The sequence below is a fragment of the Streptomyces sp. H51 genome (assembly GCF_035656535.1).
In the GTDB taxonomy this organism is placed as follows: domain Bacteria; phylum Actinomycetota; class Actinomycetes; order Streptomycetales; family Streptomycetaceae; genus Streptomyces.
Genome location: NZ_JAYMHD010000034.1, coordinates 181630 through 208196 on the forward strand (window position 1 = coordinate 181630; position 26567 = coordinate 208196).

Here is a 26567-nt window from a genome sequence, read left to right on the forward strand (position 1 = left end):
CCTCAGTGAGCGCCGGTGCCCCGCTCCAGCAGCGGGGCCGCGTCGGAGAGTACCCCGGAGATCCTGGCCAGCGTCGTCTCGTCCCGCTCCACTGCGTCGAGCACGGGGCCCGCGGCCGTGTTCCAGCGCCGGGCGACGGCGGCCGGGTCCTCGCCGGTCAGCAGGCCCGCCGCCTGGGCGGCGGCGCCCAGCGCCACCAGCTCCTTGGCCTCGGGGACCTGGACCGGGCGACCCGAGAGGCGGCGTACCGTCCGCTGCCAGGCCGCACCCCGGGCGCCCCCGCCGATCAGCAGCAGCGGGGCCGAGCGGTCCGCGTCCTCGTCGAGGACCAGGTCGAGCGCCCCGAGCAGGGCGTGCACCGCGCCGTCGTAGGCGGCCTGCAGGAGCTGGCCGGCGGTCGTGTCGTGGCGCAGCCCGTGCAGCAGGCCGGAGGCGTTCGGCCGGTTCGGGGTGCGCTCGCCGTCCAGGTAGGGCAGGAGGGTGACGCCGGCGGAGGGCTCCACGGCCTCGCGGTCCAGGCCCAGCAGGGACGCGATCCGGTCGACGGCGAGCGTGCAGTTCAGCGTGCAGGCCAGCGGCAGCCAGTCGCCCCGGGCGTCGGCGAAGCCCGCCACGGTGCCCGTCTGGTCGGCGGGCCGGTTCGCCGACACCGCGTACACCGTGCCGGAGGTGCCGAGACTCATGACCGGCGTGCCGGGACGCAGTCCGAGGCCGAGCGCGGCGGCGGCGTTGTCGCCGGTGCCGGGGGCGACCAGGGTGCCCTTGGCGAACGGCAGATCGTGGCTGTCGCGCACGGTGCCCGCCACCTCGCCGGGCCGCACCACACGGGGCAGCAGCGCGGGATCGAGCCCCACGTGCGCGAGGGTCTCCTCGTCGTACGACTCCGTCCCCGAAGCCCACCAGCCGGTCCCGGACGCGTCGCCGCGGTCGGTCGTGCCCTGCCCGGTGAGGCGTTCGGTCAGGTAGTCGTGCGGCAGGCGGACCGCCCTGGTCGCCCGGACCGCCTCCGGTTCGTGCTCGGCGAGCCAGGCCCACTTCGTCACGGTGAAGGAGGCACCGGGCACGCTCCCCGTGCGCTCGGCCCAGGCCTTCGGCCCGCCCAGCTCCTCCACGAGCCGGCGGGCCTGCGGCGCGGAGCGCACGTCGTTCCACAGCAGGGCCGGGCGGACCGGCTCACCCCGGTCGTCCAGCGTGACCAGGCCGTGCTGCTGCCCGCCGATCGACACCGCGGCGGCCTCGTGCGCCGCGTCGCCGCACCGGCGCAGGGCCTCGCACAGCGCGTCCCACCACTGACGCGGGTCGCTCTCGCGGCCGGCGCCCGAGGACACGGTGTGCGGTGCCTGGCCGCTCGCGACGACCTGCCCGGTGGCCGCGTCGACGACGAGCGCCTTGGTGGACTGGGTGGACGAGTCCACGCCGACCACGAGCGGACCCTCGGCTGCTGGCATGCTCTCCCTCTTTCCGCGGCTCCGCGGCTCTGACCTGCTGCTCCGACCCGCTGTTTGGAGGGCGTCCGGGTGGTGATCACCCAGACATCACCTCTTCGGGTACCCCGTGTCCCTTCCCAGGGATGCGTCCGCATACTAATTTGTAAACCGCCATGACGAAATAGTCGCAAGCGAGCAAGGAGCCGCGGCATGAACTACCGGCCCACCCCCGAGGACAGGTTCACCTTCGGCCTGTGGACCGTCGGCTGGCAGGGAAGGGACCCGTTCGGCGACGCCACGCGGCGTGCCCTCGACCCCGTCGAGACGGTGCAGCGCCTGGCCGAGCTCGGCGCCTACGGCGTCACCTTCCACGACGACGACCTGATCCCCTTCGGGTCCTCCGACACCGAGCGCGAGTCGCACATCAAGCGCTTCCGCCAGGCTCTCGACACGACCGGCATGACCGTGCCGATGGCCACCACGAACCTCTTCACGCACCCCGTCTTCAAGGACGGCTCGTTCACCGCCAACGACCGTGACGTGCGCCGCTACGCGCTGCGCAAGACCATCCGCAACATCGACCTCGCGGTCGAGCTGGGCGCGAAGACGTACGTCGCCTGGGGCGGCCGCGAGGGCGCCGAGTCCGGTGGCGCCAAGGACGTGCGCGTCGCCCTGGACCGCATGAAGGAGGCCTTCGACCTCCTCGGCGAGTACGTCACGTCCCAGGGCTACGACCTGCGCTTCGCCATCGAGCCCAAGCCCAACGAGCCGCGCGGCGACATCCTGCTGCCCACCGTCGGCCACGCCCTCGCGTTCATCGAGCGCCTGGAGCGGCCGGAGCTGTACGGCGTCAACCCCGAGGTCGGCCACGAGCAGATGGCCGGGCTGAACTTCCCGCACGGCATCGCCCAGGCGCTGTGGGCCGGAAAGCTCTTCCACATCGACCTCAACGGTCAGTCCGGCATCAAGTACGACCAGGACCTCCGCTTCGGCGCCGGCGACCTGCGCGCCGCCTTCTGGCTCGTCGACCTCCTGGAGAGCGCCGGTTACGACGGTCCCCGCCACTTCGACTTCAAGCCGCCGCGGACCGAGGACTTCGACGGCGTGTGGGCATCGGCCGCGGGCTGCATGCGCAACTACCTCATCCTCAAGGAGCGTTCGGCCGCCTTCCGGGCCGACCCGGAGGTGCAGGAGGCGCTGCGCGCGTCGCGCCTGGACCAGCTCGCGCAGCCGACCGCGGCGGACGGGCTGCAGGCGCTGCTCGCGGACCGCGGCGCCTTCGAGGAGTTCGACGTGGAGGCGGCCGCCGCGCGCGGCATGGCCTTCGAGCAGCTCGACCAGCTGGCGATGGACCACCTGCTGGGGGCGCGCGGCTGAAGCACCCGCACGCGGGCGTGCGCGCCCCGAGCGGGCACGCGCGTGCTCGACCGCCGATGCGCACGGGCACAGACGCCGCGTACCCGGGATCACCGGTGCGCGCACGGGCACGCGTCGTGCCCGCCCGCCGCGCGGACAATGCCGCGGAATCGTGCCGTCCATGGCATGGGGCCGTACCGGCTTCCGCGCGGGGGCCGTCTCGTCGTCGGACGCGGGCGACGCTGGTCGGCATGGCCATCCCGCCCGTACCGCCTCAGCCGCCCGGCCCGCCCACGCCGTCCGGTCCGCCCGGCCCACCTACGCCGTCCGGTTCGCCCGGCCCACCTACGCCGTCCGGTTCGCCCGGCCCACCTACGCCGTCCGGTCCGTCAGCTCCCTTCGGCCCGCCCGCGCCCTCCGGGCCGGGGCGGCGCCCGAGGCCGGTCTTCGTGCTGCTCGTCGGCCTCGTGGCGGCGGTGGCCGTCGCCGTGGTCGTGCTGCTGTCGGTCTCCTCGGGCAGCGGCGACTCGCCTGGCGGGAAGCCCGCCGGGGACGGCGCGAGCGGCGGCCGCACGCCCTCGCCGTCCCTGAACGTCCCGTCGGGACTGCCGAGCGAGCTGCCCAGCGGGCTGCCGTCGCGGCTGCCCACCGCGCTGCCGTCCCGGCTGCCGAGCGGGCTGCCGAGCGGCATCCCGAGCGAACTGGAGTCGCTGATCCCCTCCCCGGCGGGCGGGGAACTTCCGTAGCCGCCCGTGGGGGCGCCGCGCGCGTGAGGCACGTCGCCCGTCGAACGCGCCCGCGCCGTCCGTCATCCCGAAGCCGTCGTCGACGAGCTCCTTGCCGGGCACCGGGACGCCCGCGGCGGCGACATCGCCCGGTGACCAGAGCGCTCCGACCGTCCGGTGAACTCGGGGCGTCGGGCACCCGAGCACGTCGCCGTCACCGGCGGAGCGGGGCGTCTTCCGGGTCTCAGGGATGCGTCGGGGTCGTGACTCAGGGACGTATCAGGGTCGCGATGCGGAACCGCGGGAAGCGCGGACCCGTTTTTACGACAGAGAGCGGCAGTGGCCGCGAAGGAGGCGACGCACATGTCGAAGAACGCGAAGATCGCCGCAGGAGGCGTGGCGGCAGGGCTGATCCTGCTGATCTGGCTGCCCTGGTGGGCCGCGCTTCTGATAGTCCTGGGAGTCCCGGCCGCCGCCTACCTCGCCCTGGACCCCTCGCAGCGGCGGCGGCTGCGCCGCGTCACCCGCAAGGAGGTCGGCCGCTGAGGCGCTAACGCGCGGAAGCGGCCCGGTCGGACAGGGCGCAGGAGCCGACCACGTCGCCGTCCGCGGGCCTGGCCACGGTGTGGTCCGCGGGCGGCTCCGTACCTCGTTCCACCCACGACACCAGCGCGTCGAAGGCCGACCGGTAGCAGGGCAGGATCGGCCGCAACCGGTCCGGGTAGGTGTCGTACAGGCCGTCGACGTGCGTGCCGCCCTGGATCGTGTAGTAGCGGTGCAGGAGGCCGCGTCCGTTCCCGTCGACCATGCGCGCGTACACGTCGGAGTCGGCGGCCGCGGGCAGCAGCGCGTCCAGGTCGCCGTGCAGCGTGATCAGCGGCTTGCCGATGCGCCCGGTCAGCGAAACCCGTGCCACGGCGCGATGGACGGACGCGGGCCGCGACACGAAGTCGTACGCCGTGTCGGAGGCGCACGGCGCCAGGATCTGCTCCGTGGTGGTCCCGGCCGAGGGGCCGGGGCATGCGGGGTCGTAGCCCGGGTCGAACTCCGCACGGTAGATCTTCTGCGTGAGCCCCCAGTAGGCCTTCTCGTGGTACGGCCACAGGAACTCGGAGCCGCGCGCGAATCCCACCGCGTAGAGGTCCTCGTCCCGGGCCGCTCCCAGCGTGCGCGCCACGGCGGCCGGCAGTGAGGTGAGCAGGCTGGGACCGTCCTCGGTCCACAGGGCGCCCTCCCAGTCCACGCCGCCGTCGTACAGCTCCGGGTGGTTCTCCAGCTGCCAGCGGGTGAGGTAGCCGCCGTTGGACATGCCGGTCATGTACGTACGGCGCGGGGCGTGGCCGTACCGCTGGGCCACGGCACGCTTGGCGGCCCGGGTGAGCTGGGTGGTCCGCGCGTTCCACTCGGCGACCGCGTCACCGGGCCGGGTGCCGTCGCGGTAGAAGTCGACCCCGTTGTTGCCCTTGTCGGTCGCCGCGTACGCGTACCCCTGGGCGAGGACCAGGTCGGAGATCGCGGTGTCGGTCGCGTACTGCTTGCGCGTGCCGGGCGCGCCGGTGACCACCAGACCGCCGTTCCAGTGGTCCGGCAGTCTGATGACGAACTGGGCGTCGTGGCGCCAGCCGTGAGTGGCGTTGAAGTGCGAGGAGTCCGGGAAGTAGCCGTCGATCTGCACCCCGGGCACCCCCGAGGGCTTGGGGGTCGCCTTGGCCGTCAGCCCGGCCTGGTCGGCCATGTCGGTGTACTGCGTGCCGGCGAGCCCGGCCGTCGTCAGGTCGGGCAGACAGGTGCTCTGCTGGAAGGCCGCACCCGGCACGTCGACCCGCGCCTGCCGTGCGCAGTGCCCCACGTCGTCGGCTCCCGCGGCCGAGGCGGAGAGCGGCCAGGTGAGGGTCGCCGCCGCGAGCGCGGCGACGACGGACGGGACATGACGGGACGGACGCATGGCAGCCTCCAGGCAGGTGGAAGGAAAGGCGACCGGTGGGAACAGGGCGCCGGGGGCTGCCTCATGGTGCTGTCAGGCGTAGGCGGCATCCATGGGCTGGGGCCACATGGAACGGCCTCGTCACATGGGGATCGAAGACAGGGGTGGAAGTGAGGGGTGAAAGTGAGGGTCGGGGGTGCGTCCGCGGACCGGCGCGGGGGTTCAGCTGGGACGGACTGCCATCTTGTCGAGTGCCTCCAGCAGACCCGGCAGTTCCGGCCCCCTGCCCACCGGCAGCACCTCACCCGGCTCCTCGTCGAGCAGCACGAACGCGATGTCGTCGGTCCTGGCGACGAGCGACCAGCCGGGACCGTCGGCGCGCAGGGTCCGCGCGTCGCCCGGGGCGAAGGACGACCGGACGCGGCCCAGCGGCGGGGGCGTGTCCAGGTACGCGCGTGCCTCCGCGAGGACGCGCCGGATCCTGCTGGAGCCCGCGCTCCCCTCCGCCTTCCTCACCCGCGCCGCACCCGCCGCCCCGCCGGCCCCCTCGGAGGACTCCTCGCCTCCGGAGGACTCCGAGCCCTCGGAGGGGTCCGCGTCTCCAGAGGGCTTCGAGCCCTCGGAGGGCTTCGAGGCGTCCGGCGCCGACGGGAACTCGGAGTCGTCGATCTGCTCCCGCCACAGCGCCCACTGCAGCGCGATCTCGTCGGCCCCGAGCCGGCGCTGGGCCGGTCCCCACGTGGAGGTGTCCGGCGGCGACAGCGGAGCCCGCTCGGCGACCTCCGGGTCCGGATCGTGCGGGTCGGGCACGCCGGGGGCCGCGACGGCGACCGCGAGCGGCCAGCCGGGCAGGGCGGCGACGACCGAGCGCTCGTCGGGCGACAGGTCGTACTCCATGCCGCAGTCCCAGGACGCGATGGCGACGGCGACCAGGGAGACGTCGTCGACGACGACGGTCCAGCGGGCGCCCGCGCCGTCCTGGCCGAGCACCAGACCGTATCCGTCGGCCAGCGGCGCAAGGCCGAGCGCCGCACAGGCCTCCGGGTAGTCGTCGCCCAGCACGCTCGGGAACTTCGCCGGCGTCAGCAGCACCGCCGTGAGCACATAGAGCGCGTCGTCCGCGGCGGCGACGGCGTCCTCGTCCGTCCCGGCCATCCCAGCCTCCCCATCGGTTCGTCCAACGGCGCGCACCCTAATCCGAGCGGAAGGCGCTTGTCACGACTCCCCGGCCACCCGGAGCTGCAGTTTTCCGGCTGGACGGGGGCGAATCGACCACTCGTCGACCCATACGACGGGCCGCCGGGGCCCCGGGAACGCCCGGGCGACGGCGCCCGGCGACTCCTCGCGCTCCCGCGCGAGCGAGCCGGTGGCCCGGCCCGTCGGCTCGCTGACCCGGAAGGACAGCGCTTGCGGAGACAGGCTGCCGGCCGCCCGCCGCAGGGGCCCGGTCGTCCTCCGCGCGGGCCGCGGCACACCCGGCGGCGGCTTCGAGGAGATTGTGTGTACGTTTGGCCGGGCGGCGTTCGCACCCGCGCGGACCAGGCCGGGAAACCCGGCCCCGGAGCCGCGGCCGGGGAACCCGGCCCCGGAGCCGCGCACCCGCCGAACACGCCGACCGCCTTCTGCCCCGGCGCCGTCCCCTCGGATCGTCCACGTCCCTTGCCGCACCGTAGAGTTGGAGTCCCGGCGGCGGAAGAAGGAGCGCGCGGTGAAGCGGTTCGAGCGGCTGGAGCAGATCCGGCGGATGGACCCGTACGAAGACGCGTCCGAGATCTACCGGCTCAGTTCGGCGTACGAGTTCCCGTGGGACTTCACCCGCTCCCTCGAACTGGCCCTCTACCGCACGTACGCGGTCCCCAGCATCGGCCGGCTCCTCGCCGAGACGGCCGAACTCACGGATCGGGCGCAGAAGCGCTACGACGACACCAGCCTGCTCCTCGACGCCGTCGTCGAGCACGGATTCGGCAGCGGGGAGGGCCGCACCGCGATCCGCCGCATCAACCAGATGCACCGCAGCTACGACATCAGCAACGACGACATGCGGTACGTGCTGTCCACGTTCGTCGTCATGCCCAAGCGGTGGATCGACGCCTACGGCTGGCGCAGGTTCTCGCGCCACGAGACCGTCGCGGCGAGCGTCCACTACAACACCCTGGGCCGCCACATGGGCATCAAGGACATTCCGGGGTCCTACGAGGAGTTCGAGACCTGCCTGGACGCCTACGAGGAGGCGCACTTCGACTGGGACGAGGGCGCGCGGCGGGTCTCCGACGCCACGCTCGACCTGATGGCCTCCTGGTACCCGCGCCCGCTGGCGCCCGTGCTGCGCGCCTCGACGCTGGCTCTGCTCGACGAGTCGCTGCTGCGCGCCTTCCGCTACCCGGCCCCGCATCCGGTCACCCGCGCGCTGGTGCGGCGCGCGGTTCGCGCGCGTGGCCGCCTGGTGCGCCTGCTGCCGCCGCGCCGAGCACCGCACCACGCGCGCCAGAACCGGGAGGTCAAGGGCTACCCGAACGGCTACCGCCTGGACGAACTGGGCACCCGCCCGGTCCCCGGCGTGCGCGGGTGCCCCGTGCGGCACCTGGACTCATCGGCCGCCGAGTGACTCCGGTCGCACCAGCGAGGACCACGTCGGCCTCCGCCGCCCTGGACGCGGCGGAGGCCACCGGCGCCGAGGTGATCGAGCCCGACAGGGGCGGCGCCGTGGCCGTCGTGCTCGCGCCCCTCAGGCCGGGCGCGGGGCAGGACGTCAGGTTCGACAACCCCGGCGCCTTCGCGGCGGCGGTCGCCGCCCGCCGCTGAGCACCGGGGTCATCCTTCGCGTGCCGCCAGCGCCAGGAAGCGGGCGTCCTCGTCGACGTACGAGGTCAGGCGGAAGCCGGAACCGGCCAGCAGGGGACGGAGATTGTCCTCCGCGCGCAAGTCGTCCGGGGTGAGCCGGCGGCCCTGGCGCGCGGCGAGCGCCGCTCTGCCGATCGGGTGGAACAGCGCCAGCGTGCCGCCGGGCCGCAATACCCGGAACAGCTCCCGCAGGTTCCGCGCCGGGTCGGGCAGGTGCGCGATCAGGCCGGCCGCGAACACCGCGTCCAGCGACTCGGACCGCAACGGCAGCGCGGTGACGTCGGCCAGCAGCAACCGCCCGTCCCGGTCACGTCCGGCCCGTACGGCGGCCTGCAGCATGGCCGGGGTCAGGTCGGCCCCCACCACCACCCCCGATGGGCCCACGGCCGCCCGCAGCGGCGGCAGGGCGCGCCCCGTGCCGCAGCCCGCGTCCAGCACGCGGCACCCCTCGGGCAGTTCGAGGGCGGCCACCGCGGCCGCATAGGCCGGGCCGTCGTCCGGGAAACGGCTGTCCCAGTCGGCGGCGCGGGCGGTGAAGAACTCCTGGACGTGCGTGTGATCGTCGCTCATGCCGCGCATGATCCCGCACCCGCGGTCCGCCGCCGCTGCGCACACGCTCGGCAGCGGGGCGGCAGGCGTCCTCCCGGCTGCTCACCGGCGGCCGTCGGCCGGGCCGGAACTCAGTCGGCCAGATCCCGCACCGCCACCACCTTGTCGACGGTGACGCGGACGAGGAGTTCGCCGGGAACGCCGTTGCGGGCGCCGTACTCCCCGGCCCGCTCCTCACCCATGTACCGGGCCGCGATGCGGGTGGCCCACAGCCGCACCTCGTCGAGGTCCTCCGACAGCCGGGCGCGGCCGTTCAGCACGACGAAGTGGAAGGGCGGCCGGTCGTCGTCCACGCACAGCGCGACTCGCCCGTCACGGGCCAGATTGCGCCCCTTGACGGTCTCCTTGCCGGTGTTGAAGACCAGTTCGTCGCCGTCCAGCAGGAACCAGATCGGCGCCACGTGCGGGCTCCCATCGGCCCGTACGGTCGAGAGTTTGCCGGTGCGGGTGCCGTCCGAGACGAACGCCCGCCATTCCTCATCGGTCATCTTCTGTGCCATGCCCCCATCCTCCTTGCCCGGCGACCGGACGTGGGGAAGGCTGGCGAGCAGATCCTCCGGCCGGGGGGAGTCGTCACACGGGGAGACCGAAACATGGTGCAGAACCAGGGACTTGGCTGGCTCCTGGACGATCTGACCGAGCGCGTCGATCAGGTACGGCACGCCTTGGTCCTGTCCAACGACGGGCTGGTGACGGGAGCCAGCACCGGGCTGCGACGCGAGGACGCCGAGCATCTCGCGGCCGTCTCGTCCGGACTGCACAGCCTGGCCAAGGGCTCGGGACGGCACTTCGGCGCGGGCAGAGTCCGCCAGACGATGGTCGAGTTCGACGACGCGGTGCTGTTCGTCACCGCGGCCGGCACGGGAAGCTGCCTGTGCGTACTCAGCGCCGCGGACGCCGACATCGGCCAGATAGCCTACGAGATGACCCTCCTCGTCAACCGGGTCGGCGAGCACCTCGGCGTGGAGGCCCGGCAGCCGGGGCGGAACTCGCCCGAGGACATCTGACCGGAGGACTCCACAAGGGCACGAGGGTGTTCCCAGGTGTCCGACGTATGCGAAGGCCCGGAAACCACCCCCATATCTGTAGCGATCATGACAGAATTGAGGGTAGTCGTGCCGACATGCCTTTACATCGATCACGTTCGGGAACCAAACGCCTCGCCGCGCTTGTCGCCACCGTGGCGCTGATCCTGGTGGGCTGTGACAGCGGCGGCACACCGCACTCCGGTGGCGGCCGACCGCGGGTGACCGTGGCGGCACTGCCGCTCACCGACTCCGCCGCACTCTATCTGGCCCGGGACCGCGGGCTGTTCGCCGAAGCGGGCCTGGACGTGCGCATCCAGCCCGTGCAGCAGAGCATCCAGGCGCTGCCCGCGCTGCTCAAGGGCCAGGTGGACGTCATCGCGAGCGCGAACTACGTCACCTACTTCCAGGCGCACGAGAAGGGCACCCTGGACCTGCGCATCCTCGCCGAGGGCGTGCGCATCTCCCCGCACATGATGGACATCCTCGTGCCCGAGGGCTCCGCCCTGAAGTCGCCCGCGGACCTCGCCGGCAAGAAGGTCGCCGTCGCCGTGCTGAACAACATCCAGTCCCTGACCCTGAACGCGATCCTCGACGCCCGGCGCGCCGGGCGGCCCGTCTACCGGCAGATCCTGTTCCCGCAGATGGGCCCCGCTCTGCAGAGGGGCCGGGCGGACGCCGTGCACGCGGTCGAGCCGTTCGGCACGGCCGTCCAGGGCGAAATGGGCGCGAGGGTGCTGCTCGACGGCGGTTCGGGACCGGCGAGGGGCCTGCCCGCCAGCGGATACGTCACCACGGCCGACTTCTGACCGCGGACCAGGCCAAGTCGATCCATCTGCCGACCTATCCACGGACCGCCGATCCGTCCGTCCTGCGCCGGCTCATCCGGCTCATGCGCACCCAGGGACTGCTGAGCAAGGACATCGAACCGGCACCCCTGCTGGTGAAATGACAGGACGTCAGGAGTTCCTGCTGGCGGCATGCAGCAGCGCGTCGCCATCGCCCGTGCCCTCGTCTGCCGGCCCTCGCTGCTGCTCATGGACGAGCCGTTCGGCTCGCTGGACGCCGGCACCCGCGAGGATCTGGAGGACCTGCTGCTCGAGGTCCACCGCGCCGACGACACGACCATCGTGTTCGTCACCCACGACATCGACGAGAGCGTGTACGTGGGAGACCGTGGCGTGGTCCTCTCTCCCGGCCCCGGCCCCGGCCCCGGCCCCGGCTCCCGTGTCGTGCGGGACCTGCCGGTCGCCCTGCCGGGCGAGCGGGACCAGATCACCACGCGCAGCTCTCCCGGTTTCGTGGCGCTGCGCACGGAGGTGGGACGGGCGGTGCGAGGCGCTCCGCCGGGAGGGCCGAAATGAGCGACCGCCCCGTGGTCCGGCCCGTCGGCCACGGTCACGTGGTGCCGGCTGTCGTTCACGGCCCCGTGGTGCCGCCCCGCCGCCCCGCGGCCACGTGGGTCAGGTGGGTCAGGTGGCGCATCACGGCACCACCCGGCGCGGGCGCACGAAGCGGGCGCACGGCACGCAGCCGTCCACGAGGGCTACAGCGCCCTGAAGAGCCCTTCCTGCACCACGGACACCAGCAGCCGCCCCTCCACGTCGTAGATGCGCCCGCGGGCCAGGCCGCGTCCGCCTGTCGCGATCGGTGACTCCTGGTCGTACAGGAACCACTCGTCCGCGCGGAACGGCCGGTGGAACCACATGGCGTGGTCCAGCGACGCCATGTCGAAGTTGCGCCGACCCCACAGGGGTTCGACCGGGAGGCGGACGGCGTCCAGCAGGGTCATGTCGCTGGCGTAGGTCAGCGCGCAGGTGTGCACGAGCGGGTCGTCGCCCAGCGGTCCGACCGCGCGCATCCACACGGCACTGCGCGGCTCGGCGCCCTTGACCTCCTCAGCGCTCCAGCGCAGCCGGTCGGCGTAACGGATGTCGAAGGGCTGCCGGCGCGCCATCCGCTCCAACTGCTCCGGCAGCGCGCCCAGATGCGCCCGGACCTCTTCCATGACGGTCGGCAGGGACTCCGGATCGGGGACCTTCCGGGCCGGCGGCAACTGGTGCTCGAACGGACCTTCCTCCGGCCGGTGGAAGGAGGCGGTGAGAACGAAGATCGTGCGGCCCTGCTGCACGGCGGTGACCCGGCGGGTCGTGAACGACCTGCCGTCCCGGATCCGCTCGACCTGGTAGACGATCGGCACCCCCGGCCGGCCCGGGCGCAGGAAGTACGCGTGCAGCGAGTGCACCGGACGGTCGCCGTCCGTGGTGCGGCCCGCGGCGACCAGCGCCTGGCCCGCCACCTGGCCGCCGAAGACCCGCTGCAGGGACTCCTGGGGACTGCGGCCACGGAAGATGTCGACCTGGATCTGCTCCAGGTCGAGGAGGTCGACCAGTCTGTCGGCCGGGTTCGTCATGCGGGGGAGTCTCCTTGGTTCACAGCTGGCCGACGTCGGTGACGCGGACCACCGCGCGGCCCTCCGCGTCGGAGGCCGTGAGGTCGATCTCCGCGCTGATGCCCCAGTCGTGGTCGCCGTTCGGGTCGTCGAAGATCTGCCGGACGCGCCACAGGCGGTTGTCCGGTTCCTCCTGGATGACCAGCAGCTTGGGACCCCGGGCGTCGGGGCCGGTGCCGAGCTCCTCGTACTCGTCCCAGTACTTGTCCATCGCCTCGCCCCAGGCGTCGGCGTCCCAGCCGGCCTCGGCGTCCATCTCGCCCAGTTCCTCGACCTGGTCCAGGGCCGCGAGTTCCACCCGGCGGAACAGGGCGTTGCGGACCAGCACCCGGAAGGCACGCGCGTTGGTGGTGACCGGCTTGACCTCGTCGGCCTTCTCCTGGGCCTCCTCCGCCGTCATCTCCTCCGGATTGGCGAGCTGCTCCCACTCGTCCAGCAGGCTGGAGTCGACCTGGCGGACCGTCTCGCCGAGCCACTCGATCAGGTCCTGGAGATCCTCGGACTTCAGGTCGTCCGGGATGGTGTGGTCCAGTGCCTTGTAGGCGCCGGCGAGGTAGCGCAGCACGATGCCCTCGGTGCGGGCCAGCTCGTAGAGGGACACCAACTCGGTGAAGGAAAGCGCCCGTTCGTACATGTCGCGGACGACCGACTTCGGCGACAGCGGGTGATCGCCCACCCAGGGGTGGCTCTTGCGGTAGGTGTTGTAGGCGTGGAAGAGCAGCTCCTCCAGGGGCTTCGGGTAGGTGATGTCCTGGAGGCGCTCCATGCGCTCCTCGTACTCGACGCCGTCGGCCTTCATCGCGGCCACCGCCTCGCCGCGCGCCTTGTTCTGCTGGGCGGCCAGGATCTGCCGGGGGTCGTCCAGCGTCGATTCGACGACCGAGACCATGTCCAGGGCGTACGAAGGCGACTCCGGGTCCAGCAGCTCGAACGCGGCGAGCGCGAAGGTGGACAGCGGCTGGTTGAGCGCGAAGTCCTGCTGCAGGTCGACGGTGAGGCGCACGATGCGCCCCTCGGCGTCCGGCTCGTCCAGCTTCTCCACGATGCCGCCGTCGAGCAGCGAGCGGTAGATCGCGATCGCCCGCCGGATGTGCCGCAGCTGCTGCTTGCGCGGCTCGTGATTGTCCTCCAGCAGATGCCGCATCGCCTCGAAGGCGTTGCCCGGACGGGCGATCACCGACAGCAGCATCGTGTGCGTGACCCGGAACCGGGACGTCAGCGGCTCCGGATCGGAGTCGATGAGCTTGTCGAAGGTGTTCTCCGTCCACCCCACGAAACCCTCGGGCGCCTTCTTGCGGACGACCTTCCGGCGCTTCTTCGGATCGTCGCCGGCCTTGGCGAGCGCCTTCTCGTTCTCGATGACGTGCTCGGGCGCCTGCGCGACGACGAAGCCCGCCGTGTCGAAGCCCGCCCGTCCGGCGCGGCCCGCGATCTGGTGGAACTCACGGGCCCGCAGGGTGCGGACGCGGTTGCCGTCGTACTTGGTGAGCGCGGTGAACAGCACGGTGCGGATGGGTACGTTGACGCCCACGCCGAGGGTGTCCGTACCGCAGATCACCTTCAGCAGCCCGGCCTGCGCGAGCTTCTCCACCAGACGGCGGTACTTGGGCAGCATGCCGGCGTGGTGGACGCCGATGCCGTGCCGGACGTAACGGGAGAGGTTGCGGCCGAACTTGGTGGTGAAGCGGAAGTTGCCGATCAGATCGGCGATCTGGTCCTTCTCCTCGCGCGAGCACATGTTGATGCTCATCAGCGCCTGCGCCCGCTCGACGGCCTGCGCCTGGGTGAAGTGGACGATGTAGACCGGCGCCTGCCTGGTCTCCAGCAGCTCGGTCAGCGTCTCGGTGAGCGGGGTGAACCGGTACGCGTACGACAACGGCACGGGCCGGGTCGCCGAGCGGACCACCGACGTCGGCCGGCCGGTGCGCCGGGTGAGGTCCTTCTCGAACATCGAGACGTCGCCGAGCGTGGCGGACATCAGGATGAACTGCGCCTGCGGCAGCTCCAGCAGGGGGATCTGCCAGGCCCAGCCGCGGTCGGGCTCGGCGTAGAAATGGAACTCGTCCATGACGACCTGGCCGACGTCCGCGTCCTTGCCGTCGCGCAGCGCGATCGACGCGAGCACCTCCGCGGTGCAGCAGATCACGGGGGCGTCGGCGTTGACGGAGGCGTCACCGGTCAGCATGCCGACGTTCTCGGTGCCGAACAGCTTGCACAGCTCGAAGAACTTCTCCGACACGAGCGCCTTGATCGGAGCGGTGTAGAAGGTGACCTCGTCCCGGGCCAGCGCGGCGAAGTGCGCCCCCGCCGCGATCATGCTCTTGCCGGAGCCGGTGGGCGTCGACACGATCACATTGGCGCCGGAGACCGCCTCGATCAGCGCCTCCTCCTGGTGGGGGTAGAGCGTGAGACCGCGCTCCTGGGCCCACGCCTCGAAGGCTTCGTACAGGGCGTCGGGGTCGGCGGTCGGCGGCAGCTGGTCGATGAGGGTCACGCACCCATCTTGCCTGGCCTTCTGCCCCGGAGGGGAATCGGATGCCCTGATGAAGATCACGGCCGCTACGCTGTGTCGCCGACGGAGCGTCAGCGCACCGGGTCAACTGGACAGCGGCACAGGACGAATGGGGCGGGCAGCGGCGATGATGGGACCAGCACACTCACTGTCGGGGGCCGCCGCCTGGCTCGGCGTCGGTGCGGCCGCCGCCGCGGCCGGGCACGCCATGCCCTGGCCCGTCCTGCTGACCGGCGCCCTGATCTGCGCCGGAGCCGCGCTCGCTCCGGACCTCGACCACAAGGCGGCCACCATCTCGCGTGCCTTCGGGCCGCTGTCGCGGTGGCTGTGCGAGATAGTCGACAAGCTCTCCTACGCCGTCTACAAGGCGACGAGGAAGCAGGGCGACCCGCGCCGCTCGGGCGGCCACCGCACGCTCACGCACACCTGGCTGTGGGCTGCGCTGACCGGTGCGGGCGCCTCGGGCATCGCGATCACCGGCGGCCGCTGGGCGGTGCTGGCCATCCTCTTCGTCCACCTGGTGCTGGCGATCGAGGGGCTGCTGTGGCGGGCGGCCCGCGGCTCCAGCAGCGACGTCCTGGTCTGGCTGCTGGCCGCGGCCACCGCGTGGATCCTCGCCGGGATCCTGGACAAGCCGGGGAACGGGGCGAGCTGGCTGTTCACCGAGCCCGGCCAGGCGTATCTGTGGCTGGGACTGCCGATCGTGCTGGGGGCGCTGGTCCACGACATCGGGGACGCGCTGACGGTGTCCGGCTGCCCGATCCTGTGGCCGATCCCGGTGGGCCGCAAGCGCTGGTATCCGATCGGCCCGCCGAAGGCCATGCGGTTCCGGGCGGGCAGCTGGATCGAGCTGAAGGTGCTGATGCCGGTGTTCATGCTGCTCGGCGGGGTGGGCTGCGCGGCGGCGCTGAACTTCATCTGAGCCGGGCGGGCGGGCGGAGCCGGGCACCCGCGCGGGCCGTCCGCGCGCGCGACGCGGCGCGGCGGCTACGTGGCGGTCAACCGGACAGGCGGGGAGCGTGGCGGTCAACCGGACAGGCCGTCCTCGTCGACGATGTGCATGGCGGCCTCCTCGGCGGACGCCGCCGCGCCGTCGATGCCCACGTCGGTGGCGATCAGCGCGCTCTCCTCGTCCTCGTGCGCCCCTTCGTCGGGGGCCACCAGCCGGCCGGAACGGACGGCGCCGACCTCCTTGTCCAGGGGTTCCCCGTCGGTGCCGTCGCAGTCGCCGATCCCGTCGCCGTCGGGCGGCGCGGGGTCGGGCAGTTCCTCGGCGAGCCGCTGGTCCAGCGTCTCACCCTCCCGGCGTTCCGCCGCGGTCACCCCGACGTGGTTCACGGCCCATGGCCGCTCCGGCGGGGACCAGCCCCGGTCGAGGGGGTCGTCCACCCCGTCGTTGTCCAGGGTGTCCTCCGCATCCAGCACACCCGAGTCCTCCCGGATCTCGGACGCGTCTGGCTGGTAGACGTCGTCTCCCCATCCTTCGGCGCTGGTCACGGTACCTCCAGGTGCTGGGGACGGGCCCTTCTCACCGCGGTCGGCGGCCGGGCCGCCGGGACGCGGGGCACAGACCGCGCACGCGGAGGAACCGACGCTCCCCGGGGCGCTCCCCGAGCCGGTGCCAAGTCCAGCCTTCCACCCCGGTTCGGGGCTGCGCAACGCCACGGCGCGTGTGCCGGGGCGATCGGGAGCCCGGTGGGCCGGCGGTGCTCACCCACCGCGCCGTACGGCACCCCGGTCACCGCTCCCGGCACCCGCCTGCGGTCACCCGTGCCACGACCTCCACAGCGCCGCGTAGGCGCCGTCCGCCGCGACCAGTTCGTCGTGACTGCCCAGCTCACTGATGCGGCCGTTCTCGACGACGGCGATGACGTCGGCGTCGTGGGCGGTGTGCAGGCGGTGGGCGATGGCGACCACGGTGCGGCCGTCGAGGACCCGGGCCAGCGACCGTTCCAGGTGCCGGGCCGCCCGCGGGTCGAGGAGCGAGGTCGCCTCGTCCAGGACCAGCGTGTGCGGGTCGGCGAGCACCAGCCGGGCCAGCGCGATCTGCTGGGCCTGGGCGGGAGTGAGCGCGAGCCCTCCCGAGCCGACCTCGGTGTCCAGCCCCTCGTCGAAGGCGCGGGCCCAGCCGTCGGCGTCGACCGCGCCGAGCGCCGCCCACAGCTCCGCGTCCGTGGCGTCGGTGCGGGCCAGCAGCAGGTTGTCGCGCAGGGAACCCACGAAGACGTGGTGCTCCTGGTTGACGAGGGCCACGTGCGAACGCACCCGCTCGGCGGGCATCCGGGCCAGTTCGGCGCCGCCGAGCAGGACCCGGCCGCTCCCCGGCGCGTAGAGGCCCGCGAGCAGCCTGCCCAGGGTGGACTTGCCGGCGCCGGACGGGCCGACCAGCGCCAGCCTGGTGCCGGGGGCCACCTGGAGGGACACCTCGCGCAGGACGTCCACGCCCTCCAGGTAACCGAAGCGGACCCGGTCGGCGTGCACGTCCCGCCCGTCGGGGGCCACCGAGGCGTCACCGGCCTCCGGCTCGATGTCCCGCACGCCGACCAGGCGGGCCAGGGACACCTGCGCCACCTGTAGTTCGTCGTACCAGCGCAGGATCAGTCCCACGGGGTCGATGAGCATCTGCGCGATCAGCGCGCCGGTGGTCAGCTGCCCGACGTCGATCCAGCCGCGCAGGACGAACACACCGCCGATGATCAGGACCGAGGAGAGCACCGTCACGTGGGTGACGCTGATGACCGGGAACAGCACCGACCGCAGCCAGAGCGTGTAGCGCTCCCAGGCCGTCCACTCCTTGATCCGCCGTTCCGACAGCGCGGTGCGGCGCGGGCCGAGCCGGTGGGCCTCGACGGTGCGCCCGGCGTCCACGGTCTCGGCGAGCGCGGCGGCGACGGCCGCGTACCCGGCGGCCTCCGACCGGTAGGCGGCCGGCGCCCGCCGGAAGTACCAGCGGCAGCCGGTGATCAGCAGCGGCAGCGCCAGCAGGACGACGGGGGCCAGCGGCGGAGCGGTGACGACCAGCCCGCCCAGCAGCAGCGTGACCCACACCACGCTGATGGACAGCTGGGGCACGGCCTCGCGCATGGCGTTGGCCAGCCGGTCGATGTCGGTGGTGATCCGGGACAGCAGGTCGCCCGTCCCGGCTCGTTCCAGGACGCCCGGCGGCAGGGCGACCGACCGCACCAGAAAGTCCTCGCGCAGGTCGGCCAGCATCCGCTCGCCGAGCATCGCGCCACGCAGCCGCACCTGCCGCACGAACACGGCCTGCACGGCCAGCGCGAGCAGGAACAGCCCGACGGTGAGCTCCAGATGGAGTTCCCGCGCTCCGTCCGACACGCGCCGCACCAGGCCGCCCAGCAGCCAGGGGCCCACCATCGAGGCGCCGACGGCCACCGTGTTGACGGTGACGAGCAGGAGGAAGGCCCGGCGATGGCGCCGGAACAGTTCGGCCACGTAGGCGCGCACGGTCGCGGCGGCGCCGACCGGCAGGGTGCTCGCCGTCGTCGGGGCCGCCGGGTCGTACGCCGGTGGCGCCACGCCGATCATGCCGACTCCTCGATCTCTTCCAGGACGACCCGCAGCGCGTCGTCGTCGTTGCCGTCCGGTGTCCGCAGGGCGTCAGCGCCTGTGCCCGGTCCCCGCGGGGCGGTACGGGCGTCCACGTCCCGTGGGACTGCTCCGGAGGCCGTCGCGCGGGACACCACAGCCCCGTACCGGGGCTCGGTGCGGACGAGTTCCCGGTGCCGGCCGACCGCCGCGACCTCGCCCTCGTGCACCAGCACGACCCGGTCCGCACGATCCAGCAGCAGTGGCGACGAGGTGAACACCACCGTCGTGCGGCCTGCCCGCAGATCCCGTACGCCCTGCGCGATCCGCGCCTCCGTGTGCGAGTCGACGGCGGAGGTCGGCTCGTCCAGGACGAGCACCTCCGGGTCCGCGACCAGGGACCGGGCCAGTGCGAGTCGTTGGCGCTGGCCGCCGGAGAGCGACCGGCCGCGCTCGGTGATGCGGGCGTCCATCGGGTCCGCGGCGTCGAGCGACCCCTGCGTGAGCGACGCCAGTACGTCCGCGCACTGCGCGGCCGTCAGCGCCTCGGCAGCCGACACGTCACCGGAGGCGGGGACGTCGAACAGCTCACGCAGCGAGCCCGACAGCAGGACGGGGTCCTTGTCCTGGACCAGGACGGCCGTCCGGGCCGTGTCGAGCGGCAGATCGTCCAGCGGCACCCCGCCCAGCAGCACCGACGTGCCCTTCTCGGCGGCATGTGCGGGGTGCCCGCCCAGCCGTTCGGCCAGCCGCCCCGCCGCGTCCGGGTCGCCGCACACCACGGCGGTCAGCAGACCGGCGGGCGCGAGCAGACCGGTCTCCGGGTCGTACAGCTCCCCGGCGGGGAGGCCGGCGGCGCCCGAGCCCGCGGTGTCCGTGGCCCGCTCCAGCGACAGCACGTGCGCCGCCCGCCTGGCCGAGGGCCGCGAGAAGGAGTAGGCCATCGCGATCTCCTCGAAGTGGCGCAGCGAGTAGGTCAGGACCATCACCGAGCTGTAGACGGTGACCAGTTCGCCCACGGTGACCCGGCCCTCGCGGGCCAGACGGATGCCGTACCAGACGACCGCGACGAGCAGCAGCCCCGGCAGCAGTACCTGGATCGCCGAGATCAGCGACCACATGCGGGCGCTGCGCACCGCGGCCCGCCGCACCTCCTGGGAGGCACGGCGGTAGCGGTCGAGGAACAACTCCTCACCGCCGATGCCGCGCAGCACGCGCAGCCCGGCGACGGTGTCCGAGGCCAGTTCGGTGGCCCGGCCCGCCTTCTCGCGCTGCAGGTCGGCGCGCCGGGTCGCCCGCGGCAGCAGCGGGAGCACCGCCACCGCCGGCACCGGCAGCCCCACGGCGACGACGACACCGAGCGCCGGCTGGTAGACGACGAGGGCGACGCAGACCAGCACCACCGTGACCGCCGCCGCGGTGAACCGGGAGACGGCCTCGACGAACCAGCCGATCTTCTCGACGTCGCCCGTGGAGACGGCGACGACCTCACCGGCCGCGACGCGCCGGGTCAGCGCCGAGCCCAGCAGGGCCGCCTTGCGGGCGAGCAGTTGCTGCACGCGGGCGGCCGCCGTGATCCAGTTGGTGACCGCGGTCCGGTGCAGGAATATGTCGCCGACCGCGTTGCCGGCGCAGACGAGTGCCAACAGCCCGCCCGCGAGGGCCAGTCGGCCGCCGGAGCGGTCGACGACGGCCTGGACGGCGATGCCCACGCAGAACGGCAGCGCGGAGACCGAGGCGAAATGCAGCAGTCCCCAGGCGAACGACGCGAACTGGCCACCGAGTTGGTTCCGGGCCAGCCACCACAGGAATCGCGGCCCGGAGCGCGCGTCCGGTATGCCGGGGTCGGAGTACGGAAGGTCTTGGATCTGCATGACGGATGACGTCCCGGAAGCTCGTGTCAGGGACCCTGAGGCTCGGGTCGTGAAGGGGCGGGAAGGGGCGGGAAGGGGAGGCGGGGAGGGGCGGGAAGGGGAGGCGGGAAGGGGCGGGAAGGGGAGGCGGGGAGGGGCGGGAAGGGGAGGCGGGGAGGGCCGGGAAGGGAGCAGGGAGGAACCGTGCGGTGTGGCAGCAAACCGTGAAAGGCTCGCGTCACGAAGCGGTCGCAGGCAAACGGTTTTCGACGCCACCGCTCAGAACCGGCTGTCGTGTCCGGTTCGCCGCAACCGATGGTGCGACCATGGGCCGATGCACAGCGGCAGCGGTGTCCGGCACGCGATCGTCACCACAGCGGCCCTCGTCGGCCTCCTGGCCCCCCTGACCGCCCTGTCCGGATGCGCGGGCGCACACCACGCCGGAGGGGACGGCGGCGCGGACTCCCGGTCCGCCGGCCGCCCCGCCCCCGACCGCACCCGCGTTCCGGGCATCGGCGACCGCCTGCTGCGCGCGATCCCCGCCGGATCCCGCCAGGTCCTGGCCGTCTACGGCGAAGGCCGGGACTCCGCCGACTCCACCGCCGTTCTGTACACGAGGCACGGCACCTCCTGGCAGCGCGTCCGCGGCTGGCCCGCGCACAACGGCAAGAAGGGCTGGACCACCGACCATCACGAGGGCGACAACCGCAGCCCCGTGGGCGTGTTCACGCTCACCGACGCGGGCGGTGTCCTCCCGGACCCCGGATCGAGGCTGCCCTACACGCGCTCCGCCGCCTTCGCGGCCCCCCGCTGGTGGGCCAGGTCGCACTGGCACGACTTCGACTACGTCATCGCCATCGACTACAACCGCGTCGAGGGCAGGCCGCCCGACGACCCGGCACGACCGGAGGGCCGGGAGAAGGGCGGGGGCATCTGGCTGCACATGGACCACGGCAGCGGCACGTCGGCCTGCGTCAGCCTGTCGAAACCGGCGATGGAGTACCTGCTGCGCACGCTCGACCCGGACAGCCGCCCGGTGGTGGTGATGGGGGACAGGGCCCACCTGAAGGGCTGAACGCCGTCGTGCCCGGCCCGGCACGGCCCGGCAGGACGACGGGCGCGGGACGCGGGCGGCAGGACGACGGGCGGCACGGCGACAGGCGGCACGGCCACGGGCGGCATGACGGAAGGCGGCACGGCGACGGCCGGCGGGACGATCGGCAGTGCTCGCGACGGAGCGGCGTAACGGCCGCCGGCTCGCGCGGCAGCCGGGCGGGCCCTCCCGCGCGGTGACCGCGGCCCGCGCTCAGCAGGCGCCGCCCCGCTCGGGCGCCCCCTCCACCAGCGTGTCCAGCAGGTCGCCGAGCACCTCGCGCTGCTCGCCGGTGAGCGGCGCGAGGATCTCCTCGGCGGCCGACCTGCGGGCGCCGCGCAACTCCCGCAGCGCCTTGCGCCCGTCGTCCGTGAGTTCGATCCGGATCACCCGGCGGTTGGCCGGATCCGGCACCCGGCGCACCTTGCCGCTCGCCTCCAGCCCGTCCACCAGCGTCGTCACCGCGCGCGGGACCACCTCCAGGCGCTCGGCGAGGTCGGCCATGCGGGGCGGCGAGCCGAAGTGCGCCAGGGTGCGCAGCAGCCGTGACTGGGCCGGGGTGACGCCCAGGCCGCGCTGCTCGATGTGGCGCTTCTGGATGCGGTGCACGCGGCGCGTGAACCGCAGCAGCTGCTCGGCGAGCAGGCTGTCCGGATCGGGGGTCGTCATACGGGAACAATAACAGGACCAGGTTCATTGTGAGTATAGGTAACAATGAGCTAAGCTCCGTTCGTTCTCGTTCTCTCACTCCCCGTAGGAGCCCATGCATCCCGACCACGAACCCCGCTGGACACCGCCGGCCGACGCCGATGAGCAGCCCCGGCAGGTCCGCCGCATCCTGCGACTCTTCCGCCCCTACCGCGGGCGCCTCACCGTCGTCGGCCTGCTGGTCGGCGCCGCGTCCCTGGTCTCGGTCGCGACCCCCTTCCTGCTGAAGGCGATCCTCGACGTCGCCATCCCCGAGGGCCGCACCGGGCTGCTCAGCCTGCTCGCCCTCGGCATGATCGTCAGCGCCGTCCTCACCAGCGTCTTCGGCGTGCTGCAGACCCTGATCTCCACGACCGTCGGCCAGCGCGTCATGCACGACCTGCGCACCGCCGTCTACGGCCGTCTGCAGCGCATGTCGCTCGCGTTCTTCACGCGCACGCGTACCGGCGAGGTGCAGTCCCGCATCGCCAACGACATCGGGGGCATGCAGGCCACCGTCACCTCCACCGCCACCTCCCTGGTCTCCAACCTGACCAGCGTGGTCGCCACGATCGTCGCGATGGTCGCCCTCGACTGGCGGCTGACCGTCGTCTCCCTCCTGCTGCTGCCGGTCTTCGTGTGGATCAGCCGCCGCGTCGGCAACGAACGCAAGAGGATCACCACCCAGCGCCAGAAGCAGATGGCGGCGATGGCGGCCACGGTCACCGAGTCGCTCTCCGTCAGCGGCATCCTGCTGGGCCGCACCATGGGCCGCTCCGACTCCCTCACCCGGACCTTCTCCGACGAGTCCGAGCGCCTGGTCGACCTGGAGGTGCGGGCGAACATGGCCGGCCGCTGGCGCATGGCCGTGATCACCATCGTCATGGCCGCCATGCCGGCCGTCATCTACTGGACCGCGGGGATGGCCCTGCGGCTCGGCGGACCCGAGGTGTCGATCGGCACGATCGTCGCCTTCGTCTCGCTCCAGCAGGGCCTGTTCCGCCCGACGGTCGGCCTGCTGTCGACCGGCGTGCAGATCCAGACCTCCCTCGCGCTGTTCCAGCGCATCTTCGAGTACCTCGACCTGCCGATCGACATCACCGAGCGGGAGGACCCCGTCCGTCTCGACCGGATCAAGGGCGAGGTCCGCTTCGAAGGCGTCGAGTTTCGCTACGACGGCCACGACGGCGCGAGCGCCCCGATCCTCGACGGCATCGACATCGCCGTCCCCGCGGGCAGCAGCCTCGCGGTCGTCGGCCCGACCGGGGCCGGCAAGTCGACGCTGGGCTACCTGGTGCCGCGCCTGTACGACGTGACGGGCGGGCGGGTCACCCTCGACGGGGTCGACGTCCGCGACCTCGACTTCGACACCCTCGCCCGCGCGGTCGGCGTCGTCTCGCAGGAGACGTACCTCTTCCACGCCTCGGTCGCCGACAACCTCCGCTTCGCCAAGCCGGACGCCACCGACGAGGAACTGCGGGCGGCGGCCGAGGCGGCGCAGATCCACGAGCACATCGCGTCGCTGCCCGACGGCTACGACACGGTCGTCGGCGAGCGTGGCCACCGCTTCTCCGGCGGCGAGAAGCAGCGCCTGGCCATCGCCCGCACCATCCTGCGCGACCCGCCGGTGCTGATCCTGGACGAGGCCACCAGTGCCCTGGACACCCGTACCGAGCACGCCGTCCAGGATGCCATCGACGCACTGTCGGCCGACCGCACCACGATCACCATCGCGCACCGCCTGTCCACGATCCGCGGCGCGGACCAGATCGTGGTCCTCGACTCCGGGCACGTGGCCGAACGGGGCACGCACGAGGAACTGCTGGCGCAGGACGGGCGGTACGCCGCCCTCGTACGCCGGGATGCCCAACTGGAGCCGACAAGCTGAAAATATGCTGGGTTTGTGGTGATATGCGGGTTAACGTGCCCGCATGCAGACGAACACTCCGCCTCGGAACACGATCCGACTGACGCGCCGGGGCCGGCTCGTCCTCATCGCGACCGGAGCCGTCGTGGCCGGCACCGCCGTGGCGGTGCCGCTGCTGACCCGGGAGGGGAACGGCGACACCCGGCCCACCTCGCTGGTGATCCCGGAGGGCTGGCGGGCGAGCCAGATCTACACGGCCATCGACAAGGCCCTCGCCCTGCCCCCGGGCAGCACGCGGAAGTCGCTCCCGAAGGCGAACCTGAAGCTGCCGGACGACGCCCGGGGCAACCCCGAGGGATATCTCTTCCCGGCGACGTATCCACTGCCCGAGAAGGTGACTCCGGAGTCCCTGCTGTCGGCCATGACCGAGAACGCCGGGAGGAAGTTCAACGGCGCCCCGATCGCCGCCGGCGCGCAGCGCAACGCGATGAACGTCTACCAGGCGGTCACCATCGCCAGCCTCGTCCAGGCCGAGGCCGCCACCAAGGCCGACATGGGCAAGGTGGCGCGGGTCATCTTCAACCGGCTGGAGCGCGGCATGCCGCTGCAGATGGACTCCACCGTCAACTACGCGCTCAATCGCGCGAAGGAGCGGACGACCCAGAACGACACCCGGATCGACAGCCCCTACAACTCGTACCAGCGCATGGGCCTGCCGCCCACACCCATCGACAACCCGGGGGTGGACGCCATGCGCGCGGCGATCAGCCCGACGCCCGGCGACTGGCTGTACTTCGTCACCGTCAAGCCGGGCGACACCCGCTTCACCGCCAGCTACGCCGAGCACCGGCGCAACGTCGCCGAGTCCGACGCCCGCCGCCCCGGCGGAAAGCCGACGCGATGACCGGGAGGCCGCCTGCCTCGACAGCGTCGCCCGCGGGGCGTCAAGCGGCCGCGGCCGGTTCCCCGGCGAGCAGGCGCCTGATGTCACGGACGGCGGCCCGGCCGGCCCGGTTGGCGCCGACGGTGCTGGCCGACGGACCGTAGCCGACCAGGTGGACGCGGGGATCGGCGGCCGCGCGCGTCCCCTCCATCCGGATGCCGCCGCCCGGCTCACGCAGCCGCAGTGGCGCCAGATGGTCGATCGCCGCCCGGAACCCGGTGGCCCACAGGATGACGTCGGCGGCGACGTGCCGCCCGTCCTTCCACTCCACCCCGTCCGGTGCGATCCGGTCGAACATCGGCTGCCGGTCGAGCACCCCGTCCGCGATAGCCTGCCGGACCGCGTCGTTCAGGGCCAGTCCGGTCACCGACACCACGCTCCGCGGCGGCAGCCCCTGCCGGACCCGCTCCGCCACGAGCGCGACGGCCGCCCGGCCCACGTCCTCGGTGAACGGCCCCTCGCGGAAGACCGGCGGCCGGCGGGTCACCCAGGTGGTGGCGGCCGCGTACGGGGCGATCTCCATCAGATGCTGGGTGCCGGACGCGCCGCCGCCCACCACGACCACCCGCTGCCCCGAGAACTCCTCGGGCCCGGGGTACTGGGCGGTGTGCAACTGGCGTCCCGCGAACGTCTCCTGACCGGGGTAACGCGGCCAGAAGGGCCGCTCCCAGGTGCCGGTCGCGTTGATCAGCGCCCGCGTCGACCAGACGCCGGCCGAGGTCTCGACGAGCAGCCGTCCGCCCGCGCCCTCCCGCACGGCCCGCACGTCGACCGGCCGCCGCACCGGCAGGCCGAAGGCGCGCTCGTACGCGGCGAAGTACTCGGCGATCACCTCGGAGGACGGCCGCGCCGGATCGGCGTCCGTCAGCTCCATCCCCGGCAGCGAGTGCATGCCGTGCACCTTGCCGTACGTCAGCGACGGCCACCGGAACCGCCAGGCGCCGCCCGGACCGGGGGAGTGGTCCAGCACCACGAAGTCGCGCTCCGGCTCGAAACCGGTACGACGCAGGTGGTAGGCGCCGGACAGACCGGCCTGACCGGCGCCGACGACGACGACCTCGACCTCGACCTCGACCTCGCGCATGTCGTTCACGTTTCCACCAACCGTGCGGAGGTCACGGGTCTTCCCGTCACCCGGCGCCCGTGGCGGCCGGACAGGCGGAAGCGGCCGGACAGGTGGAAGCGGCCGGACAGGTGGCGACGGCCGGACAGGTGGAAGCGGCCGGGCAGGTGGCGACGGCCGGACAGGTGGAGGACCCGGAGCATGGGTCAGGATGGGGGCATGTCAGATGCCTTCACCACCCGAGTCCTGAACGTGGCCTCCGGCTCCCACGAGCGGGTCGTGGACCTCACGCGCGACTGCGAGGCCTTCCTGCGGGAGGCGGCGGCCGGCCGCGACGGCCTGCTGAACGTCTTCGTCCCCCACGCGACCGCCGGCATCGCGATCATCGAGACGGGGGCCGGCAGCGACGACGACCTCCTCGCCGCCCTGCACACCCTGCTGCCCGCCGACGACCGGTGGCAGCACCGGCACGGCAGCCCGGGCCACGGCCGCGACCACGTCCTGCCGGCGTTCGTGCCGCCGCACGCGACGCTGCCGGTGCTGGGCGGCCGACTGGAACTGGGCACCTGGCAATCGGTGTGCCTGGTCGACACGAACAGGGACAATACTCATCGAAAGGTGCGCCTGAGTTTCCTCGCGTGAAG

At 72.9% G+C, this 26567-nt stretch carries 24 protein-coding genes and 1 pseudogene; 13 read left to right on the top strand and 12 right to left on the bottom strand.

Annotation, left to right across the window (positions count from 1 at the left end):
• Positions 1-2 precede the first annotated feature (2 nt).
• The gene (gene xylB / locus VKA29_RS10165) at positions 3-1448 is read right to left on the bottom strand and encodes a xylulokinase (protein WP_324784989.1); all 1446 of its coding nucleotides are present in this window, start codon (positions 1446-1448) and stop codon (positions 3-5) included.
• Between the two features lie 189 nt (positions 1449-1637).
• Here xylB and xylA point away from each other — a divergent pair, with 189 nt between their 5' ends.
• The 3 genes from xylA (at position 1638) to VKA29_RS10180 (ending at position 4054) form a co-directional block, all read left to right on the top strand.
• Complete coding sequence (gene xylA, locus VKA29_RS10170) at positions 1638-2804, top strand: xylose isomerase (RefSeq protein WP_324784990.1); 1167 nt, start codon at positions 1638-1640, stop codon at positions 2802-2804.
• 428 nt (positions 2805-3232) lie between these two features.
• Positions 3233-3529 (top strand): hypothetical protein, encoded by a 297-nt coding sequence (locus VKA29_RS10175; RefSeq protein ID WP_324784991.1) that lies wholly within the window; start codon positions 3233-3235, stop codon positions 3527-3529.
• A 342-nt stretch (positions 3530-3871) separates the two neighbouring features.
• Positions 3872-4054: a hypothetical protein gene (locus VKA29_RS10180; protein ID WP_324784992.1), complete on the top strand. Its 183-nt coding sequence runs from the start codon at positions 3872-3874 to the stop codon at positions 4052-4054.
• 4 nt (positions 4055-4058) lie between these two features.
• Here the strand turns inward: VKA29_RS10180 and VKA29_RS10185 are convergent, their stop codons facing one another.
• Both VKA29_RS10185 and VKA29_RS10190 read right to left on the bottom strand, forming a co-directional pair.
• Positions 4059-5453: a tannase/feruloyl esterase family alpha/beta hydrolase gene (locus VKA29_RS10185; RefSeq protein ID WP_324784993.1), complete on the bottom strand. Its 1395-nt coding sequence runs from the start codon at positions 5451-5453 to the stop codon at positions 4059-4061.
• 201 nt (positions 5454-5654) lie between these two features.
• A complete protein-coding gene (locus tag VKA29_RS10190; RefSeq protein WP_324784994.1) occupies positions 5655-6587 on the bottom strand; it encodes a hypothetical protein in 933 nt (310 codons plus the stop codon).
• A 553-nt stretch (positions 6588-7140) separates the two neighbouring features.
• Between VKA29_RS10190 and VKA29_RS10195 the strand changes: the two genes are divergently transcribed.
• Positions 7141-8037, top strand: a complete 897-nt coding sequence (locus VKA29_RS10195; RefSeq protein WP_324784995.1) for an oxygenase MpaB family protein — start codon at positions 7141-7143, stop codon at positions 8035-8037.
• A complete protein-coding gene (locus VKA29_RS10200; RefSeq protein ID WP_324784997.1) occupies positions 8034-8234 on the top strand; it encodes a hypothetical protein in 201 nt (66 codons plus the stop codon). The genes VKA29_RS10195 and VKA29_RS10200 overlap by 4 nt, the downstream gene beginning before the upstream one ends.
• A 9-nt stretch (positions 8235-8243) precedes the next feature.
• Here VKA29_RS10200 and VKA29_RS10205 read toward each other — a convergent pair whose 3' ends face one another.
• Both VKA29_RS10205 and VKA29_RS10210 read right to left on the bottom strand, forming a co-directional pair.
• The gene (locus VKA29_RS10205) at positions 8244-8843 is read right to left on the bottom strand and encodes a class I SAM-dependent methyltransferase (protein ID WP_324784998.1); all 600 of its coding nucleotides are present in this window, start codon (positions 8841-8843) and stop codon (positions 8244-8246) included.
• A 110-nt stretch (positions 8844-8953) separates the two neighbouring features.
• The gene (locus tag VKA29_RS10210) at positions 8954-9382 is read right to left on the bottom strand and encodes a PPOX class F420-dependent oxidoreductase (RefSeq protein WP_324785000.1); all 429 of its coding nucleotides are present in this window, start codon (positions 9380-9382) and stop codon (positions 8954-8956) included.
• A 93-nt stretch (positions 9383-9475) separates the two neighbouring features.
• Between VKA29_RS10210 and VKA29_RS10215 the strand changes: the two genes are divergently transcribed.
• The 3 genes and pseudogenes from VKA29_RS10215 to VKA29_RS10225 all read left to right on the top strand — a co-directional run.
• Positions 9476-9889 (top strand): roadblock/LC7 domain-containing protein, encoded by a 414-nt coding sequence (locus tag VKA29_RS10215; RefSeq protein ID WP_324785002.1) that lies wholly within the window; start codon positions 9476-9478, stop codon positions 9887-9889.
• 173 nt (positions 9890-10062) lie between these two features.
• Positions 10063-10716, top strand: a complete 654-nt coding sequence (locus VKA29_RS10220) for an ABC transporter substrate-binding protein (RefSeq protein WP_324785003.1) — start codon at positions 10063-10065, stop codon at positions 10714-10716.
• A gap of 162 nt (positions 10717-10878) precedes the next feature.
• Positions 10879-11271, top strand: a pseudogene (locus VKA29_RS10225) (ATP-binding cassette domain-containing protein); the annotation flags it as partial.
• A gap of 182 nt (positions 11272-11453) precedes the next feature.
• Here VKA29_RS10225 and VKA29_RS10230 read toward each other — a convergent pair.
• Together VKA29_RS10230 and VKA29_RS10235 are read right to left on the bottom strand one after the other, a co-directional pair.
• Positions 11454-12320, bottom strand: coding sequence for an acyl-CoA thioesterase II (locus VKA29_RS10230; protein ID WP_324785004.1), 867 nt, complete (start codon positions 12318-12320; stop codon positions 11454-11456).
• Between the two features lie 19 nt (positions 12321-12339).
• Entirely contained in the window at positions 12340-14853 is a 2514-nt protein-coding gene (locus tag VKA29_RS10235; protein ID WP_324785005.1) for a DEAD/DEAH box helicase, read from the bottom strand.
• Between the two features lie 145 nt (positions 14854-14998).
• On the opposite strand from VKA29_RS10235, the gene VKA29_RS10240 reads away from it, so the two are divergent.
• Positions 14999-15793: a metal-dependent hydrolase gene (locus VKA29_RS10240; RefSeq protein ID WP_324785006.1), complete on the top strand. Its 795-nt coding sequence runs from the start codon at positions 14999-15001 to the stop codon at positions 15791-15793.
• Between the two features lie 104 nt (positions 15794-15897).
• Here the strand turns inward: VKA29_RS10240 and VKA29_RS10245 are convergent, their stop codons facing one another.
• From VKA29_RS10245 to VKA29_RS10255, 3 genes are all read right to left on the bottom strand, one after another.
• On the bottom strand, positions 15898-16368 hold the full coding sequence (locus tag VKA29_RS10245) for a DUF5709 domain-containing protein (RefSeq protein ID WP_324785007.1): 471 nt from the start codon (positions 16366-16368) through the stop codon (positions 15898-15900).
• Positions 16369-16635: 267 nt separating this feature from the next.
• Positions 16636-18417 carry an ABC transporter ATP-binding protein gene (locus VKA29_RS10250; protein WP_324785008.1) on the bottom strand — a complete coding sequence of 594 codons (1782 nt, stop codon included), beginning with the start codon at positions 18415-18417 and terminating at the stop codon, positions 16636-16638.
• On the bottom strand, positions 18414-20291 hold the full coding sequence (locus VKA29_RS10255; RefSeq protein ID WP_324785009.1) for an ABC transporter ATP-binding protein: 1878 nt from the start codon (positions 20289-20291) through the stop codon (positions 18414-18416). Before VKA29_RS10255 ends, VKA29_RS10250 begins: the two co-directional genes overlap by 4 nt.
• A 313-nt stretch (positions 20292-20604) precedes the next feature.
• Here VKA29_RS10255 and VKA29_RS10260 point away from each other — a divergent pair, with 313 nt between their 5' ends.
• On the top strand, positions 20605-21345 hold the full coding sequence (locus tag VKA29_RS10260) for a L,D-transpeptidase family protein (RefSeq protein WP_324785010.1): 741 nt from the start codon (positions 20605-20607) through the stop codon (positions 21343-21345).
• 231 nt (positions 21346-21576) lie between these two features.
• On the opposite strand, the gene VKA29_RS10265 is transcribed toward VKA29_RS10260, so the two are convergent.
• On the bottom strand, positions 21577-22032 hold the full coding sequence (locus VKA29_RS10265; RefSeq protein ID WP_324785011.1) for a MarR family transcriptional regulator: 456 nt from the start codon (positions 22030-22032) through the stop codon (positions 21577-21579).
• A gap of 94 nt (positions 22033-22126) precedes the next feature.
• Here VKA29_RS10265 and VKA29_RS10270 point away from each other — a divergent pair, with 94 nt between their 5' ends.
• On the top strand, positions 22127-23938 hold the full coding sequence (locus VKA29_RS10270) for an ABC transporter ATP-binding protein (RefSeq protein ID WP_324785012.1): 1812 nt from the start codon (positions 22127-22129) through the stop codon (positions 23936-23938).
• 43 nt (positions 23939-23981) lie between these two features.
• Positions 23982-24821 (top strand): endolytic transglycosylase MltG, encoded by an 840-nt coding sequence (mltG, locus tag VKA29_RS10275; protein WP_324785013.1) that lies wholly within the window; start codon positions 23982-23984, stop codon positions 24819-24821.
• 40 nt (positions 24822-24861) lie between these two features.
• Here the strand turns inward: mltG and VKA29_RS10280 are convergent, their stop codons facing one another.
• Positions 24862-25944 carry an NAD(P)-binding domain-containing protein gene (locus VKA29_RS10280; RefSeq protein ID WP_324785014.1) on the bottom strand — a complete coding sequence of 361 codons (1083 nt, stop codon included), beginning with the start codon at positions 25942-25944 and terminating at the stop codon, positions 24862-24864.
• 198 nt (positions 25945-26142) lie between these two features.
• On the opposite strand from VKA29_RS10280, the gene VKA29_RS10285 reads away from it, so the two are divergent.
• Complete coding sequence (locus tag VKA29_RS10285; RefSeq protein ID WP_324785016.1) at positions 26143-26565, top strand: YjbQ family protein; 423 nt, start codon at positions 26143-26145, stop codon at positions 26563-26565.
• The last annotated feature ends 2 nt before the right edge of the window (positions 26566-26567 follow it).

Coding starts and splice junctions, on each gene's coding strand:
- VKA29_RS10230 (WP_324785004.1), bottom strand. CDS start 12,320: ATGACGAACCCGGCCGACAGACTGGTCGACCTCCTCGACCTGGAGCAG.
- xylA (WP_324784990.1), top strand. CDS start 1,638: ATGAACTACCGGCCCACCCCCGAGGACAGGTTCACCTTCGGCCTGTGG.
- VKA29_RS10185 (WP_324784993.1), bottom strand. CDS start 5,453: ATGCGTCCGTCCCGTCATGTCCCGTCCGTCGTCGCCGCGCTCGCGGCG.
- VKA29_RS10255 (WP_324785009.1), bottom strand. CDS start 20,291: ATGCAGATCCAAGACCTTCCGTACTCCGACCCCGGCATACCGGACGCG.
- VKA29_RS10215 (WP_324785002.1), top strand. CDS start 9,476: ATGGTGCAGAACCAGGGACTTGGCTGGCTCCTGGACGATCTGACCGAG.
- VKA29_RS10240 (WP_324785006.1), top strand. CDS start 14,999: ATGATGGGACCAGCACACTCACTGTCGGGGGCCGCCGCCTGGCTCGGC.
- mltG (WP_324785013.1), top strand. CDS start 23,982: ATGCAGACGAACACTCCGCCTCGGAACACGATCCGACTGACGCGCCGG.
- VKA29_RS10250 (WP_324785008.1), bottom strand. CDS start 18,417: ATGATCGGCGTGGCGCCACCGGCGTACGACCCGGCGGCCCCGACGACG.
- VKA29_RS10260 (WP_324785010.1), top strand. CDS start 20,605: ATGCACAGCGGCAGCGGTGTCCGGCACGCGATCGTCACCACAGCGGCC.
- VKA29_RS10190 (WP_324784994.1), bottom strand. CDS start 6,587: ATGGCCGGGACGGACGAGGACGCCGTCGCCGCCGCGGACGACGCGCTC.
- VKA29_RS10285 (WP_324785016.1), top strand. CDS start 26,143: ATGTCAGATGCCTTCACCACCCGAGTCCTGAACGTGGCCTCCGGCTCC.
- VKA29_RS10280 (WP_324785014.1), bottom strand. CDS start 25,944: ATGCGCGAGGTCGAGGTCGAGGTCGAGGTCGTCGTCGTCGGCGCCGGT.
- VKA29_RS10210 (WP_324785000.1), bottom strand. CDS start 9,382: ATGGCACAGAAGATGACCGATGAGGAATGGCGGGCGTTCGTCTCGGAC.
- VKA29_RS10270 (WP_324785012.1), top strand. CDS start 22,127: ATGCATCCCGACCACGAACCCCGCTGGACACCGCCGGCCGACGCCGAT.
- VKA29_RS10180 (WP_324784992.1), top strand. CDS start 3,872: ATGTCGAAGAACGCGAAGATCGCCGCAGGAGGCGTGGCGGCAGGGCTG.
- VKA29_RS10205 (WP_324784998.1), bottom strand. CDS start 8,843: ATGAGCGACGATCACACGCACGTCCAGGAGTTCTTCACCGCCCGCGCC.
- VKA29_RS10265 (WP_324785011.1), bottom strand. CDS start 22,032: ATGACGACCCCCGATCCGGACAGCCTGCTCGCCGAGCAGCTGCTGCGG.
- xylB (WP_324784989.1), bottom strand. CDS start 1,448: ATGCCAGCAGCCGAGGGTCCGCTCGTGGTCGGCGTGGACTCGTCCACC.